Origin of the sequence: Mesorhizobium sp. (assembly GCF_024509055.1) — a bacterium.
Lineage (GTDB): Bacteria > Pseudomonadota > Alphaproteobacteria > Rhizobiales > Rhizobiaceae > Mesorhizobium.
Genome location: NZ_JANINM010000456.1, coordinates 1 through 14487, shown reverse-complemented (window position 1 = coordinate 14487; position 14487 = coordinate 1). Strand labels below are relative to the sequence as shown.

At 67.4% G+C, this 14487-nt stretch carries 15 protein-coding genes; 8 read left to right on the top strand and 7 right to left on the bottom strand.

Going from position 1 to position 14487, the window contains the following annotated elements; all coding sequences use genetic code 11:
- Nucleotides 1–291 precede the first annotated feature (291 nt).
- On the top strand, nucleotides 292–2364 hold the full coding sequence (locus Q0L57_RS26280; RefSeq protein ID WP_296745994.1) for an AI-2E family transporter: 2073 nt from the start codon (nucleotides 292–294) through the stop codon (nucleotides 2362–2364).
- Between the two features lie 150 nt (nucleotides 2365–2514).
- Nucleotides 2515–2868 (top strand): cupin domain-containing protein, encoded by a 354-nt coding sequence (locus Q0L57_RS26275; protein ID WP_296745992.1) that lies wholly within the window; start codon nucleotides 2515–2517, stop codon nucleotides 2866–2868.
- A gap of 610 nt (nucleotides 2869–3478) precedes the next feature.
- Here the strand turns inward: Q0L57_RS26275 and Q0L57_RS26270 are convergent.
- Complete coding sequence (locus Q0L57_RS26270) at nucleotides 3479–3688, bottom strand: hypothetical protein (protein ID WP_296745991.1); 210 nt, start codon at nucleotides 3686–3688, stop codon at nucleotides 3479–3481.
- 164 nt (nucleotides 3689–3852) lie between these two features.
- Here Q0L57_RS26270 and Q0L57_RS26265 point away from each other — a divergent pair, with 164 nt between their 5' ends.
- The 4 genes from Q0L57_RS26265 to Q0L57_RS26250 all read left to right on the top strand — a co-directional run bounded on the left by Q0L57_RS26265 (nucleotide 3853) and on the right by Q0L57_RS26250 (nucleotide 6516).
- Complete coding sequence (locus tag Q0L57_RS26265) at nucleotides 3853–4797, top strand: hypothetical protein (protein WP_296745990.1); 945 nt, start codon at nucleotides 3853–3855, stop codon at nucleotides 4795–4797.
- Nucleotides 4798–4985: 188 nt separating this feature from the next.
- Nucleotides 4986–5075, top strand: a complete 90-nt coding sequence (locus Q0L57_RS26260) for a putative RiPP precursor (RefSeq protein ID WP_296745989.1) — start codon at nucleotides 4986–4988, stop codon at nucleotides 5073–5075.
- Between the two features lie 579 nt (nucleotides 5076–5654).
- Nucleotides 5655–5747 (top strand): putative RiPP precursor, encoded by a 93-nt coding sequence (locus tag Q0L57_RS26255; protein ID WP_296745988.1) that lies wholly within the window; start codon nucleotides 5655–5657, stop codon nucleotides 5745–5747.
- 646 nt (nucleotides 5748–6393) lie between these two features.
- Nucleotides 6394–6516 carry a hypothetical protein gene (locus Q0L57_RS26250; RefSeq protein WP_296745987.1) on the top strand — a complete coding sequence of 41 codons (123 nt, stop codon included), beginning with the start codon at nucleotides 6394–6396 and terminating at the stop codon, nucleotides 6514–6516.
- Between the two features lie 16 nt (nucleotides 6517–6532).
- Here the strand turns inward: Q0L57_RS26250 and Q0L57_RS26245 are convergent, their stop codons facing one another.
- Complete coding sequence (locus tag Q0L57_RS26245; RefSeq protein WP_296745986.1) at nucleotides 6533–6733, bottom strand: hypothetical protein; 201 nt, start codon at nucleotides 6731–6733, stop codon at nucleotides 6533–6535.
- A gap of 519 nt (nucleotides 6734–7252) precedes the next feature.
- Between Q0L57_RS26245 and Q0L57_RS26240 the strand changes: the two genes are divergently transcribed.
- Nucleotides 7253–7552, top strand: a complete 300-nt coding sequence (locus Q0L57_RS26240; protein ID WP_296745985.1) for a hypothetical protein — start codon at nucleotides 7253–7255, stop codon at nucleotides 7550–7552.
- 486 nt (nucleotides 7553–8038) lie between these two features.
- Here Q0L57_RS26240 and Q0L57_RS26235 read toward each other — a convergent pair whose 3' ends face one another.
- From Q0L57_RS26235 to Q0L57_RS26215, 5 genes are all read right to left on the bottom strand, one after another.
- Nucleotides 8039–8491, bottom strand: a complete 453-nt coding sequence (locus Q0L57_RS26235; protein ID WP_296745984.1) for a MaoC family dehydratase — start codon at nucleotides 8489–8491, stop codon at nucleotides 8039–8041.
- Nucleotides 8488–9783, bottom strand: a complete 1296-nt coding sequence (locus Q0L57_RS26230) for an NAD(P)/FAD-dependent oxidoreductase (protein ID WP_296745983.1) — start codon at nucleotides 9781–9783, stop codon at nucleotides 8488–8490. Before Q0L57_RS26230 ends, Q0L57_RS26235 begins: the two co-directional genes overlap by 4 nt.
- 11 nt (nucleotides 9784–9794) lie before the next feature.
- A complete protein-coding gene (locus tag Q0L57_RS26225) occupies nucleotides 9795–11015 on the bottom strand; it encodes an NAD(P)/FAD-dependent oxidoreductase (protein WP_296745982.1) in 1221 nt (406 codons plus the stop codon).
- Nucleotides 11016–11085: 70 nt separating this feature from the next.
- Complete coding sequence (locus Q0L57_RS26220; RefSeq protein ID WP_296745980.1) at nucleotides 11086–11664, bottom strand: OsmC family protein; 579 nt, start codon at nucleotides 11662–11664, stop codon at nucleotides 11086–11088.
- A gap of 292 nt (nucleotides 11665–11956) precedes the next feature.
- Complete coding sequence (locus Q0L57_RS26215) at nucleotides 11957–12862, bottom strand: LysR family transcriptional regulator (protein WP_296745979.1); 906 nt, start codon at nucleotides 12860–12862, stop codon at nucleotides 11957–11959.
- A 131-nt stretch (nucleotides 12863–12993) separates the two neighbouring features.
- Between Q0L57_RS26215 and Q0L57_RS26210 the strand changes: the two genes are divergently transcribed.
- On the top strand, nucleotides 12994–14433 hold the full coding sequence (locus Q0L57_RS26210; RefSeq protein WP_296745978.1) for an MFS transporter: 1440 nt from the start codon (nucleotides 12994–12996) through the stop codon (nucleotides 14431–14433).
- Nucleotides 14434–14487 lie beyond the last annotated feature (54 nt).

Genomic DNA, 14487 nt, shown 5'->3' with positions numbered 1-14487 from the left:
AACGCCGAGGCGATGGCGATCATCGAAGCAAGCAGAAGCTTTTTCATCGCTGCCTCCTTTTTCGAGGGTTTCGGTGGATGCCCCTTCGCCAGGTAAACGGCCGGCAAGGGCGCGTGTTCCAGGAAAAATTCTCGCTTCGGATGCAACTGCCGGTCTCCCCCTGAAGGGGAGATTTGCTCTAACCGCCGCGTACGGCATCCATTTTAGCGCCTCCGCAACCAAAGGCCTTCCAGCGCGTTGCACCGCGGCTGAATATCGCCGATCATCGGCGACGGGGCGCGGAGGACATAGGTGGCGGGAAATCGCGGGAGCGGCATGCGAGCGTCGGAGACCGGGCTGGCGAGCCTGCTTGCGGCCTCGCGGGGCCATCCGCGAACGGCGCTGCCGACAATGGCGAGCGTTGTCACGACGGTCGCGGCGCTTTATTTCGGCCGCGAGGTGTTCCTGCCGATCGCCGTCGCGCTGCTTCTCACCTTCGCCATCGCCCCGGTCGTCTCCTGGCTGAAGCGCGCCGGCATTCCGCGCCTCGCCGCCGTCATCGCCAGCGTCGCCGGCGCCTTTGCGGCGCTCGCGCTGTTTTCCTTCGTCGTCGCCACGCAGGTCAGCGACCTTGCCCAGAACATCCCGGTCTACCAGGTCAACATCGTCACCAAGATCCGCGCGCTGAAGGAGAACGGCCTCGGCGGCGGCATCATCTCGCGGCTCACAGGCGTCATCGAGCGGGTCGGCCAGGAGATCAACCGCCAGGAGCCGCAGCTGCCCTCGGCCGCCGAGGCGCCGAAGCGCGAGCCGATCCCGGTGCAGGTCGTGTCGCAGGAAAAGCCGCTCGAGATGCTGCAGAACCTGATCGAGCCGCTGCTCAGCCCGCTGGGCTCGGCCGGCCTCGTCATCATCGTCGTCATCTTCATGCTGATGGAGCGGGAGGATTTGCGCGACCGCTTCATCCGCCTCGTCGGCTATGGCGACCTGCATCGCACCACCCAGGCCCTGCAGGACGCCGGCAAGCGCGTCGGCCAGTACCTCCTGATGCAGCTGGTGGTGAACACCGTCTACGCCGTGCCCATCACCGCCGGGCTGTGGGTGCTGGGCATCCCCAACGCGCTTCTCTGGGGCCTGCTGGCGCTGGCCTTGCGCTTCGTTCCGTATATCGGGCCGATCATCGGCGCGATGCTGCCGCTGTTCCTGGCGCTGGCGGTCGCGCCCGGCTGGACTTTGCTGGTGTGGACCGCGGCGCTGTTCATCGTCACGGAGCTCGTCACCGGCAACGTCATCGAACCCTGGCTCTACGGCTCCCACACCGGCCTGTCGCCGCTCGCCATCATCGTGGCGGCCATCTTCTGGACCTGGCTGTGGGGGCCGATCGGCCTCGTCTTGTCGACGCCGCTCACCGTCTGCCTGGTGGTGCTCGGCCGCCACGTGCCGCAGTTCGAGTTCCTCGACGTACTCTTCGGCAACGAGCCGGTGCTGGAGCCGCATGCCAGGCTCTACCAGCGGCTGCTGGCCGGCGACCCGGACGAGGCGACCGACCATGCCGAGGAGATGCTGGAGGAAAAATACCTGTTCCAGTTCTACGACCAGGTCGCTATCCCGGCGCTGCTGCTCGGCGAGCAGGACCGCACGCGCGGCGTGATGGACGACGAGCAGCGGCGTCAGGTCGCGCAAAGCGCCCAGACGCTCGTCGCCAATCTCGACGACAGCGCCCAGCAGGAGGCCGAGGAGGAAGCGGACGAAGAGAATGCCTCGGCGGGCGAGGGGAAGGCCGCCAACGCCAAGGCCGCCAACGCCAAGACGTCGAGCGCCAAGACCTCGACCGGCAAGCCATCGAACGGCAAGACGTCGAACGGCAAGGCGGGCGAGGCCAAGGCCGAAGACGCGGAGGAGGTCGAGCTGCCGGACGGATCGGGTATTTCCGTGCTCTGCGCCGGCGGGCGTGGCGAACTGGACGACGCCGCCGCCGCCATGTTGGCGCAGGTGCTGGAAGTGCAGGGCGCCGACGCCTCGAAAGCAACCTTCGCCGACCTGGAGGCGTCCGGCATCCGCCGCCTCGATCTGGACGGCAAGGATGCGGTCGTCATCGGCTTCCTCAACCGCGACTCCACCAAGCATGCGCGCTTCACGGTGCGCAGGCTGAAGCGGATCAAGCCCGGGCTCAGGGTCGGGGTGGTGTTCTGGTCGGAGATCGGCAATGCCGACACGCAGGCCGCGGCGGAACTGGCGGGCGACCTCAACGCCGACTTCGTTGCCTTCGGCATGGTCGAGGCGGTGAACGGCACGCTTTCGAACGAGGCGGCCATAGCCCTCAAGCCCGGCCACCACCGCCGCAATCCGGCGCGCCGCAAGCGGCTCCAGCTCGCCGCGGAGTGAGGGCAGGGCGCGTGCCGCGCGCCCTTGGCACCTTCCGCACATCGCGCCATCGCCATACCGCCACCCGCTGTCGCGGCGCCACGCGCGAATCCATCCGTTCTTTGCTATGTCGCGGCCTGCCAATTCCGGCGCAAATCGAAGGAGCCACCCATGTCCAAGCAAACCATCCTGAAGTTCGGCGCCGTCGAGCATGCCGAAGGCGGCGACCTGCCGGGCTGGATCGTCGTCGCCGGCCATCCGACCATGCAGACGGCGGTCCAGCACACCACCGAGGACGGCAAGGTGATGTCGGGCACCTGGCGCGCGTCGCCCGGCACCTATCACGCCACCTATACCGACTATGAGTTCGTCCACATGATCGCCGGCCGCATCATCATCACGCCCGACGGCGGCGAGCCGGTCGAGGTCGGCCCCGGCGACGCCTTCGTGGTCGAGGCGGACTTCAAGGGCACCTGGCAGATCCTGGAACCGGTGACCAAGCATTTCGTGGTCGTGACAGGGTAAGGGCGCGCGCCACGTCTCCTCTTTGAGCGGGGAGACTGCGCGTTTCCACGTCACTCGCTTTACCTTGGATACGGCTTGGTAAGGCATGGCCCGCGCGGACTGTTTGTTCAGTGGTCCGCGCGGGCGGGCGCCGTCCCGCCGGCGGCGCCATGGCCCCGGACCCTCAGGCTGGTCACGTGGCCATAATGGTCCGGTTGCACAATGGAATTGCGCGCCATGCCATGCCGGCAAGGTCGCGCGCGCGGAAATCGTGGAATTCTGCGGAATTCCTGGAATTTAAGCTACAAATGATCGCCGCGGCAGGGAACTGGACAGAAGGCCGGCGGGTGTCACAGCTGCCTGCGCGAAGCGCGCGGAGGGATGCGCAAAGCGGTGTTTGACGTCTGCCTTGCGGTTCGGACGATCCGCGTCACGCAGGGCGTTGGCGAGGCCTGGCCCGCGCGGACCTGTTTGTTCAGTGGTCCGCGCGGGCGGGCGCCGTCCCGCCGGCGGCGCCGGGCCACCCGGCCCTCAGGCTGCCGGGTGGCCTTTGGTCTGGCCGTTGCGGGCCGTTCCTTTTCCTCACTCAAGCCCGGGTCGAAGGGCCGTCGCCGCTTCTTCCGTGAAGCGGTTAGAAATGCAGGTTGAGCGCCTGCGGATAGGGCGGGCTCGTCTGCGCCTTCGCGTCGGGCGGTATGCCGCCCAAAACCGTTTCATCGAGCGGCGGCCGCTTCTTCTCGGTCTTTGTTGCCTTGGTGTCTGTTAACAGGATTTTTGTCTTGGCCTCGGCGACTTGCGGCAATGCAAGCGCAAGAATAAGTGCAGACAGAATGACCCTCATGACTTTTCCCCTGCACCGCCCCGCCCAGACCGTAGCGCCGGCAGTCCATCCGCAAAGTTCTCGCGTGCGGAAGACGGTGGAATTCTTTGGATTTTCTGGAATATTAGGCGGTGAACAAATATGCGCGCCCGATAACGGCGCCGCGAAACTCTGAGGGCAGCAGCATGGCGCAGCATATCGCGCAGAAATTACGGTTGACGTCGGCGCTGCTGGGGACCGCGTCGCGCAAAGATCTTGCGGCGGCGTTCCGTGCTGTAAACCCGAACACGGCCTTCGACCTCGGCCGCGCCGACAAGTGGCTGCAGGGCCGCGCCCGGCCGCGTCAGATGAGCGTCTACGATGATTGGGCCAGGCTGCTCGGCCTGGAGCAGCCCGGCACCTTTGTCGCCGAGAGCGACCTGCCGGCCTTCACCGGCGCGATCGCGGCCCGCCACGGCATCGACGGCGCCGAGCTGGAGCGCCGCGCCGGCATCCATTTAGAGGTCGCTGGCCATGAGGAGCGCGGCATGGGCTCCGGGCTCGCCGGAACCTATGCCTGCTATTCATGCGCCTGGTCGCCCTATTACCGAGGCCAGCTGATCAGGGGCCGGCTTTCGATAGAGGCGGGGCCTGGCGCGCATGGGCTGGTCGCCTCCTACCGCGAGGCGTTGCCGACCGGGCTATTGCAGTTCGCCGGCCCGGTGACGCCGGCAAGGCGCGGCCTCTATGTGCATCTGAAGGAGGTCGGCGGCGACAGCCAGTTCTTCTTCTGCCTGTTCCCGCAGACCCAGCCCGTCAGCGTACTCGGCGGCTACATGTGCGGCAGCGCCGTCATCGGCCCGGAGCCGCAGCCGTCGCTGACCAGGATCCTGCTGGTGCGCCTGCGAGACGCGACCTCTGGCGCCGGGACATGGGGCGGATACCTGCCGCCCGGCGGCTCGGTCGCGGCCGATCTGGCGGCTCTCGGCATCGTGCTCGATCATCCCGATGCGGTCGACCGGCAGCTTGCGCAGTTCTTCAACGCCGACGGCGGCGGCGGCAGCCAGATGTCGCCGGCCGAATTCCGCGCCATCCTCGATGTCTTCGATCGCCATTGGCTGAATCGGCAAAACGGCCCGGCATTGTCCTGAAAAAATCGACGGGTGAAAAGGATCGGCCGGTTGCGACGCGGGCGGCTTTATGTTGCCGGCGCATCACAGTGCGCGGGCATTCGGTTGCGCTGAGCCGTCATTGCACGCCAATCACGAAAACGTTTTTTGACAGACGGGTGCTTCCCCTGCGTCGTGCGGTGGCGACTTTGGGTTTAAGGGGTGCATTCATGAAGAAAGTCTACGAAAAGCCGGCGCTGGTGAAGCGCGAGAAGCTGTCCGGCGTCGTCGCCGCTAGGGTTTCGGGCCCGGTCGTCTAGGTCCCTGACATGAGGAAGAAGCGCCAGGGACTGCCGGTCGCCGGCGTCGTCTCGGGCGGCAAGGCCTGAGCGGCCTTTCGGTTCCTGAACAAGCTATCGCAACGACATGGCTGCGGTCTTGCGGGCCGCTTGCGGCCTTTGACCTGCGTGTACCAGCCGTCCGTCGGAGAGGAAGTCATGAAGAAAACCTACGAGAAGCCGACGCTCAACAAGCGCGAGAAGCTGTCCGGCGTCGTCGCTGTCCAGGGCTCCGGCCCGGTCTGAGCTTTCGTTTCCCGAACCGGCTGCCAATGGCCGGCCGGTTCTTCACGGTATTGCCTTGGAGCAGGGGTGGAAATCTTGAAAAAAGTCTATGAGAAGCCGGTCCTGAACAAGCGCGAAAAGCTGTCCGCAGTGGCGGCGGGCGCCCCCAGCTCGCGCGTGACCTGAGCGACGTCGCGGTCTTCTTTACTGTCGGCCGGGCGTCGTAGCCGCCGCGTCAGTGGAGCTGCGTCACACGGGTTTGCGCGCGGACAAGCTTGACAGCGCCGCCGCATGGCGCTCACCTGCGCCCGTCGTTGACCCGCGCAAGGACGAACGATGAAGAAGGCCTACGAGAAGCCGACGCTTGCAAAGCGCGACAAGCTGCGCGCGATAGCAGCCGCCACGCCGGCCTCGGGCTTCACGTTCTGAGACCAGAGCGTTCCACCGTTTCATGGAAACCTGCTTCAGGTTCTGGTGCGCCGCGAGCGCGAGACCGTTCCACGCCTGGATTTGCTCCAATCGCGGCGGCAGTCCTGACTGTCGTTGAAAGCCTGGCCAGGAGCGGGCGGAACACTGCGCAGGTGTCCGCCCGTCCGGCGCCGCCGCCAAGCTGCTGAAACCCCGTCCGTCCCCAACAGCAACGGTCATGGCGTGACCAGTGGCTTCCGAGTGCCACCGGTCGTTTGTCCTGTCAACGTAGCCAAAGGGACCTCCCGGACGGGCTTTTCGAGGGCTCGCGGGCGTCGCGCCACGCTGCCGCGTTCGCGCCATTGCGGCTACTGGAACTCTCGAAATGGCGGATTTCCGGCTTTCCCGGGCCATCGCCGGCTTATATATCTATCTGCTTGAATAAGCTGGTTTTTCAGCAAATGATGGGATTTGATGTTCCCCTTTTACCCTTGACTTTTTTTGGGTGCATCGCGGCTCCCCGCGCAATGATCCCCGGCGAGGCGGACCAGGTCGGCCAGATCCCTCTTCTTAAGGGGATTTTGGGGACATTTTCGTTTCTGTGAACCGCTTCATGGCACCCACATGCATATGTGCTAAGATGCGCGATGCGAGCGGGGAGAGTGCGATGAGCGAGAGGGTGTTCGAGATTCTTGCCAGACGACGGACCTTGCTGGATCGGCTGGCGCTCGGGCTGCTGATCTTCCTTGTCACCCTCATAGCGGCGCTGATGGGCGGCGCGCGCGCCTGATCCACTCATTTGCCTGTCATGCCTGGTTCGGTGGAACGCTGTAGCCGCGAAGGCCGGTGCCGTTGCAGCTTTGGCAGACGGCCTTCTGACCAGGACAATTGTCGCGGCGGGCGCCGGGCGGACAGCAGGTGCCGCCGGATGCCGCCCAGCTGTCGCACTCGAAGACCTTGCCGACGCCCTGGCAGCGCGGGCAGGCAAACTTCCTGAAGTCGTTCAAAACCGGCCTCCCGCCTGTTCCCCAGCGCCTAGCAACGCCGCATGGCCGCTTTGGGTTCCAGGCAAGAGCGGACGATCCTACATCTTTAAATAAATTACATTATTAGCGATTGCTTTTGGAGATAAACGACGCCTCGTCGGAATTTTGGCCGCGCTGCGGTGGCGGGTGGTCCGCGCGCATGGCACGGGCGCAGCGGGCCAGCTTCCGAAACTATTGGCGAATTCCGGGCGGCGGGGCCTTCCGCGATCGCGCAATTTCGTCGCCCCGCGCAAAGCCTATCCTTCTGACCGAGGCGGTTCCCATTCCGCCTGTCGGCCGGTGCCTCAGCTACCCCAACGCCCCCCGCCCACTGGGGCGCCGGCCCTATCCTGCCTCCCCAACCGCCACTTCCGCCTCGACCCGGCCGTGCAATCGAACCGGAGGCCCACGCCTGGCGCGCATGCCGCACCGGTCGGAACCAAAGCCGCCGGCAACGGTTTATTCCCGTGAAGGGGCGTTTCAGAAATCAGGAATATAGCAATGAAAACAGTGATTATCGCCGCTCTGGCGCTTACTATTGCCGCTCCGGCCGTGGCTTCCGCGGCCGAGGCCGATGTCGTCATCAGGTCTCACCACAGGCATCATCATCACGGTACCGCCGTAGTCATCAATGACGAAGGCCATCGCCTCCACCACCGCCACCACGGCACGGTTGCCTTCTATGATCACGGCCGGCGCGACTGGCACCGCCGCCATCACCCGGACACCGTCGTCGTCACGGGTTCAATCCATCACCGGCACCACCGTCCGGTCGTCGTCGAGGGCGGCTCCGACTATTGACGAGTGCGGCGTCTTATCTTCCCCCCATCAGGATGATGTAGCCGAACGCGACAGGGGCGCCGCGCGGGAGCGCCGGCGCCTCTGGGCAAAGCAGACCGCGCCGCGCTCTACGCGGCGGGGTCCCACTGGCCCGCAAACTTGCGCACCGCATCGCGCCGGCGCCATTTTCCGTGCCATACCGCCCAGAGAGGCGGTATGCTCGACCGCAATTGCCCGGAGATCGTTCGCTACTCCACACGCCCGCGCTCTGCGCGTTCGCTGTTGCGGCCTTGCTTGCAACCGGGATCGATTGCGCCGCGGCGGAAGCCCCTGATTGCGCCTGCGGCGGCGCGGCCGCTGTTGATCGAGCCCGTCATTGTCGGGCACCCTTCCAGCGCCGCCAGGGCGAGTGCGGCAAGGGCGAAATTTCGGTTGAACGTCACGTTGGCAGCCTTCTTCCGGTGAAAGGGTAGCCCGAACAGTCTCGGGTCGGCGTTTGCGGACCGTTCAGGGCCGCGATAGGGGCACGGTGAAAACCGTGGCTGTGCCGACCAGGCAGGTCTCGCCCGCTTCGTTGCGGACCGACGTCTCGAGCTTTGAGATGGGCTTGTCGGGCCGCACCTCCTTGACCTCGACGCGCCCGGTGATCAGTTCGCCAACGCCGACCGCCTTGACGAACTTCCACGACACTTCGAGGAAAACCGAGCCGGGGCCGGGAAGGTCCTCGGCGACGAGCGCGTTGAGGATGCCGGAGGTGACGCCGCCCTGCACGATCAGCTTGCCGAACACCGAGGCTTCCGCGAGCGCCCTGTCGAAATGCAGCGGGTTGCGGTCGCCGGTCATCGCGGCGAAGGCTTCGATATCCTCAGGCTGCGTGCGCCGCGAACGCTCGGCCACGGCGCCCACTTGCGGACGTCCTTTGACGACGCCGATCCAGCCATCTTTCATATTTGCAGTCACGATGTCGTCTCCGGTCGATTGCGATGCGTGGTCGGGTCGGTCATGGCCGGCGCCTTGTCCTTGTTTGCCAGCGCCCGATGAGGCGTCGGCCATCTGGAAGCGGTCGAGGCGAGGATCGGCGCCTGTCGTTCCGCCAGCGCCTGCGTCTCGGCCTTCAGCACCGCGCTCAAGCGGCGATGCCTCTCGCCGATGTCGGCAAGCGTCCAGTCGAAGGCGGCCACCGCGTCCGTGGTGTCCAGGATGGGGTTGGCGAACCGGTCACGCTCCGCCTGCCAGGCCGCGAACGCGGCCTCCGAACCGTCGAGGATGGCGCTGGCCAGTCCCTCGGCATCGCGCAGCGCGTCCGAAATGCCGTGCGACGTGATCGGATCGCGGAAGAAGCCGGCGTCGCCGACCAGCGCCCAGCCGGGGCCGTAGGCTTGCCGCAGATAACCCGGCACGCCGCGGAAAACCTGCAGGCGCGCATCGGGTGCGGCGCGACCGGCCATTTCGGCGAGCGTAGGCGAGAGCGCTTCCAGCACCTCCATGCGGGCGCGTTTGTGGCCGATGCGGAAACGCTGGTCGAACAGCCTTGGCGGCACCGAGGCGACGATGCAGGCAAGCCCGTCATTGGTTGGGATGAGCGAGCCGGCGATGCCCTCGCGGAAATACCAGTGATAGCCCAGGCCGGGCTCGACGGGCGCGTAACCGTAGACATGGGCGGCCGAGACGCTGCCCTGCCTGGTCGTGCGCGCGCCGCAGCACCTGGCGACCAGCGACCCGATGCCGTCGGCGCCGATCACGATGTCGGCGCTCACCCGGATCGGCATGCTGGTCGCGCCGCGCATCTCGACGCCGCGCCCGCGCCCTTGCGTGTTGGCGAAGAGGTCGGCGACCGTCATGTCGTGCAGGAACTCGGCGCCGGCTGCGCGCGCGGCATCGACCAGGACGCGATCGAGCACGGATCGGCGCGGCGCGATCAGGCCGGGCAGGTCGGCCACGCCGTCGAGCGGGAGCGTGATCTCCTGGTCGCCGTAATGAAAGGTCGCCTGCTCGATCAGCGGCGTGCCGGCCTTGAGCAGCGTCTCCAGCAGGCCCCAGCGCGAGAGCTGCAACACGGCCGGCCGCATCAGCGCGTGGGTCGACAGCGTGTCGGAGCCATAGGGCTTGCGATCGATTGCCAGCACCTTCAGTCCGGCGCGCGCCAGCAGCATCGCCGTCGAGGCCCCGGCGCAGCGAGCGCCGACGATGATGGCGTCGTAATGGGCGCGTTTCGGCGCGGGCGGAAGGGAACGGTTCGCGGTCATCGGCATCGTCAGTGTCCTCAGGCGGCCCGCAGGCCGTTGCGGTCGAGATGGCGCTGGATTTCGGCCGCGATCGCCTCGGCATCGGCGCCGACGCCGCCGATGAAGTTGGAATCGCGCTTGCGCAGGAAGCGGAAGCCGAGCGCGTAGAGGCCGGGCACGCCGGTCACGCCGCCGCGATGCGCGAGCTCGCCGTCCGGACCGAGCGCGAGCGGGTCCAGCCAATCGAAGGAGCGGAAATAGCCGGTCGCCCAGATGATCGTGCCGACCGATGCGTCTTCCAGCGAAAGGCGCTTCGGGCAGGAGGTGAGGATCGCCACCGGCGCGCGGCGCGTCGGTTGCGCTGCGCCCGCGAAACGGTCGATCTCTGCAAGCAGGCGGGCCTGCTTGACCTCCGCCGCGGCCATGTTCGCCACGAGATCGCCGGCGAAGGTCACCTCGCCATTGGCGATACCTTCGATGCGGCCCGCAAGTTCGACGCCGAGCGCCTGCAGCGTGGCGAGGTCGACATTGCCCTTGTCCGGTCGGCCGGCGAGCTGCAGCGAGGGCTGGCGCAGCGCGCTGTCGGGATTGGCGAGATCCTCCGGACGCTGGCCCATGAGGCCGATCTCGCGGAGCCAGTGGAATATGTCCCGGCCGCGCCATAGCCTGGGCAGGCGCGTGTGCTTGCCGACCGAGAGCAGGACGCGTCTTCCGGCGCGCGCCAGTTCGTCGGCGATCTGCACGCCGGAGGAAGAGGCGCCGACCACCAGCACGCCGCCGGGCGGCAATTCGCCGGGAGACCGATACTGCGAGGCATGGATGCTGTGCTGGCCGCCGCCGATGACGAATGGGATAGCCGGCCGGTCGCAATGGCCAGTCGCCACGGCCACCGCCTTCGCGGTCCAGTCGCCGGCGCTCGTGCGCAGGGCAAAGCCGTCGTCGGCTCGCTTGCAGGATAGCACCTCGACGTCGCATTCGACCGGCGCCGGCGAGCGCCTGGCATAGGCCTCGAGGCTCGCCACGAAGGCGTCCTTGCCCATGAAGCCGTCGGGGTCATCGCCGGCATAGGGCCAGCCGGGCAGCGCGTTCAGCCAGTTGGGCGTCAGCAGTGTCAGCGAGCGCCAGCTCTCGGAGCGCCAGCGTTCGCCGACGCTGCCGCGCTCCAGCACGGCATGCGCAATGCCCTTGCGGCCAAGGCAATGGCTGAGCGCAAGGCCAGCCTGCCCAGCGCCGACGATGACGACGTCAGCCTGTCTCATGATGTTTTCCCGTGTTCATGAAAGAGGCGGCCAGGACTGCTCCGGGCCGCCTTGGGATCAGGTCACCAGGTCACTGGATGGTCTTGATCTCGACCTTGACCGGCACACCCCTGGTCAGCACGTCGAAGACGGCCGAGCGCGCGCGGGACTGCTCGACAAGCTGGTTGAGCTTTTCGGCCGGCGCATCGCCTTCGATCTCGAACGACACCTGGATGCGCTCATAGCCGTTGCGCACCTCATCCGAGATGCCGAGGATGCCGCGCAGGTCGATGTCTCCGTCGATCGAGCACCTGACGCTGGTGAGCTTGATGCCGCGCGCCGCAGCGATGTTGGCCACGCCCGACATCAGGCAGCCCGCCAGCCCGTGCAGCAGCCACTCCACCGGGGCCGGCGCCTTGTCGGCGCCGCAGAGTACCGCGGGGTGGTCGCTGTCGGCGTAGAAGGGCTTCGCATGCTTCAACTCCTGGCCGGCGCCGTGGAAGCCGTGCATCACCGTCTTGCTGTGGGTGCCTTCGATCCACTCGCTGTGGGCGCGGAACTGGAACTTCGCGAGTTCCGGCTGGCCGGCTACGGCGTTGATGGTTGCAATCAGGTTCGGGGTATCGACGCCGTTGAGCGGTGCCCGCGCTGGTTTGGTGTTGGGTTGCATTCTCTGTCTCCAATGGTTGCTACGGCTTGGTTGCCGGGCGGCCCCCTTTGGCAGCGGAGCGTTTGAGCGACAGTGGGTGTTGGCGTGGAATTTTCGATACGCCGGCCGTGGAAATTGCGAGCAGGCATGTTCCTCGACAAGCGTTTGCGGCCCGCCGCGCGGCTGCCTTCGGCAGGCGCGGGGCCGCGGAAAGCCTGGCGGCGCCGGGATTTCGCCCGACCGTGGGAATCCACGCCGAACCGTATCGCGGTGCTTGAAAATTGGCGGCGACGTCGGAGCGGGCAATCTCCCCTCAGGCGGGGAGAACACGCCCGCCGCACACCTCGCGCACCACGCCGCGCAGCCAGCGATGGGCAGGGTCGGCGTCGAGGCGCGGGTGCCATAGCAGCGAGATGGTGAGTTCGGCGAGCTTGACCGGCAGCGCGAAGGTGAACAGGCCCTGTCGCAAGGCTTCCGTGTAGCGCTCGGGAACGGTCGCAATCAGGTCGGAGCCGCGCGCCAGCGCCAGCGCCTCGGCGAAGCCGCCGACCACGGTGGCGATTTCACGCGCCAGCCCTTGGACCTCCAGCGCTTCGTCGACTGGCCCGCGGTCCAGTCCGCGCCGCGAGACCAGGATGTGCCGTCCGGCGGCGAAGCGCGCGGCGGTGATTTTTCCTTCGCTGAAGCCATGCCCCGCGCGGACCACGCCGGCGAAACGGTCGCGGAACAGCGCCTGCGCCCGCACTTCCGGCCCGGTCGAGCCGCCGACCACCCCGGTCTCGAGGTCGACGCTGCCCTCGCGCATCGGCGCGCTGTCCTTGTCGGGCTTCGGCACGAAGCGTAGCTGCACGCCCGGCGCTTCCTCAGCCACGCGCGCGATCAGCGCCGGCCCGAAATTCTCGACGAAGCCGTCGCTGTTGCGCAGCGTGAAGCTGCGCGAGAGGCGCTTCAGGTCAAGCGTCTCGGCCGGCCGCAGCATCGCTTCCGCTTCGTTGACCAGCCGGCCGACCTGCGCGGAGAGCTCGGCCGCGCGCGGCGTCGCCGCCAGGCCGCGCCCGGCGCGCACCAGCAGCGGATCGCCGGTCGCCTCGCGCAGCCGCGCCAGCGCACGGCTCATCGCCGAAGGGCTGAGCTTCAGCCGCCGCGCCGCCTTGGCGACGCTGCCTTCCGACAGCAGCACATCCAGCGTGACGAGCAGGTTGAGATCGGGTCGCGACATGGCTCGACCATAGCATGAATGCCGCACCTTGGCATGGCGCCTGATGCACTGTTCAAGTGCAAATGCTGCGCGTTCCGCCATGTCACGGGCGCGCCTATCTTCCGGCAAGGTCCAGCAAACCGGAGACACCCATGGCCGACATCGCCAGTTCCACCGCCGCGCATACGAACGCACCCAGCCGCTCGACGGCCGGCGCGCTGGCCAGCCTGTCGCTCGCCATGCTGTTGTCGTCGCTTGGCACCAGCATCGCCAATGTCGCGCTGCCGACGCTAGCCGCCGCCTTTGCCGCGTCGTTCCCGGCGGTGCAATGGGTGGTGCTGGCCTATCTGCTCGCCGTCACCGCGCTCATCGTCAGCGTCGGGCGGTTGGGCGACATGGTCGGCCGTCGGCCGCTGCTCATCGCCGGCCTCGCCTTGTTCAGCGCCGCCTCGCTGGCCGCCGGTCTCGCGCCGTCGCTGCCCTTGCTCATCGCCGCGCGCGCCGCGCAAGGCCTGGGCGCGGCGGTGATGATGGCGCTCACCATCGCCTTTGTCGGCGCAACGGTGCCGAAAGAGCGCACCGGCAGCGCCATGGGCCTGCTCGGCACCATGTCGGCCATCGGCACCGCGCTCGGGCCCTCGCTCGGCGGCGTGCTGATCGCTTCGCTCGGCTGGCGCTCGATCTTCCTCGTCAATGTTGCTCTGGGCGTGCTTGCCGTCGCGCTCGCCTTCCGCTTCCTGCCTGTCGAAACCGAGGGCAAGCCGCCCCGCGAGGCCGGCAAGCCGCGCTTCGACATTCCGGGCACAGTCCTGCTGGCGCTGACGCTTGCCGCTTACGCCCTGGCGATGACCGTCGGGCGCGGCCATTTCGGCGGCATCAACATCGCGCTGTTGCTCGCGGCGATGCTCGGCGCCGGCCTGTTCGTCTTCGCCGAGGGCAGGGTGGCTTCGCCGCTGGTCAAGCTCGCTCTGTTTCGCGACCCGGTGCTGGCGCCGAGCCTGGCCATGAACGCGCTGGTTTCCACGGTGATGATGGCGACGCTGGTGGTCGGCCCGTTCTTCCTGTCGCGCGCGCTGGGCTTGAGCGAAGCGGCGACCGGCGCGGTGCTCTCGATCGGCCCGGTCGTCTCGGCACTCTGCGGCGTCATAGCCGGCCGCGTCGTCGACCGGCTCGGCGCATCCGCCATGGTCGTCGCCGGGCTGGCGCTTATGGCCGCCGGCTGCGTGGCGCTGTCGCTGCTGCCGGCGCTCTTCGGCATCGCCGGCTACGCGGCGGCGATAATCGTGCTGACGCCCGGCTACCAGCTCTTCCAGGCCGCCAACAACACCGCCGTCATGGCCGATGTCGACAGCGCCGAGCGCGGCGTGGTCTCGGGCATGCTCAGCCTCTCGCGCAATCTCGGCCTCGTCACCGGCACCGCCGCCATGGGCGCGCTGTTCGCCTTCGCGGTCGGGACCGGGGAGATCGCTGGCGCGGTGCCAGCGGCGGTGGCGGGCGGCATGGGGTTCACCTTCGCGGTTGCGGCCGCGCTGGTGGTGGTGGCGGTGGGGATCGCAGTGGCTGGAAATTGGCGAAAGCGTCCGGGCGTGTAATCTCCCCCCAAGTGGGGGAGATGTCCGGCAGGACAGAGGGGGGCGCTGTCCCGC

Bases quoted from the DNA above. Each gene is read 5' to 3' on its own strand.
- Q0L57_RS26275 (WP_296745992.1), top strand. From the start codon at position 2,515: ATGTCCAAGCAAACCATCCTGAAGTTCGGCGCCGTCGAGCATGCCGAA.
- Q0L57_RS26270 (WP_296745991.1), bottom strand. From the start codon at position 3,688: ATGAGGGTCATTCTGTCTGCACTTATTCTTGCGCTTGCATTGCCGCAA.
- Q0L57_RS26265 (WP_296745990.1), top strand. From the start codon at position 3,853: ATGGCGCAGCATATCGCGCAGAAATTACGGTTGACGTCGGCGCTGCTG.
- Q0L57_RS26260 (WP_296745989.1), top strand. From the start codon at position 4,986: ATGAAGAAAGTCTACGAAAAGCCGGCGCTGGTGAAGCGCGAGAAGCTG.
- Q0L57_RS26255 (WP_296745988.1), top strand. From the start codon at position 5,655: ATGAAGAAGGCCTACGAGAAGCCGACGCTTGCAAAGCGCGACAAGCTG.
- Q0L57_RS26250 (WP_296745987.1), top strand. From the start codon at position 6,394: ATGAGCGAGAGGGTGTTCGAGATTCTTGCCAGACGACGGACCTTGCTG.
- Q0L57_RS26240 (WP_296745985.1), top strand. From the start codon at position 7,253: ATGAAAACAGTGATTATCGCCGCTCTGGCGCTTACTATTGCCGCTCCG.
- Q0L57_RS26230 (WP_296745983.1), bottom strand. From the start codon at position 9,783: ATGCCGATGACCGCGAACCGTTCCCTTCCGCCCGCGCCGAAACGCGCC.
- Q0L57_RS26225 (WP_296745982.1), bottom strand. From the start codon at position 11,015: ATGAGACAGGCTGACGTCGTCATCGTCGGCGCTGGGCAGGCTGGCCTT.
- Q0L57_RS26220 (WP_296745980.1), bottom strand. From the start codon at position 11,664: ATGCAACCCAACACCAAACCAGCGCGGGCACCGCTCAACGGCGTCGAT.
- Q0L57_RS26215 (WP_296745979.1), bottom strand. From the start codon at position 12,862: ATGTCGCGACCCGATCTCAACCTGCTCGTCACGCTGGATGTGCTGCTG.
- Q0L57_RS26210 (WP_296745978.1), top strand. From the start codon at position 12,994: ATGGCCGACATCGCCAGTTCCACCGCCGCGCATACGAACGCACCCAGC.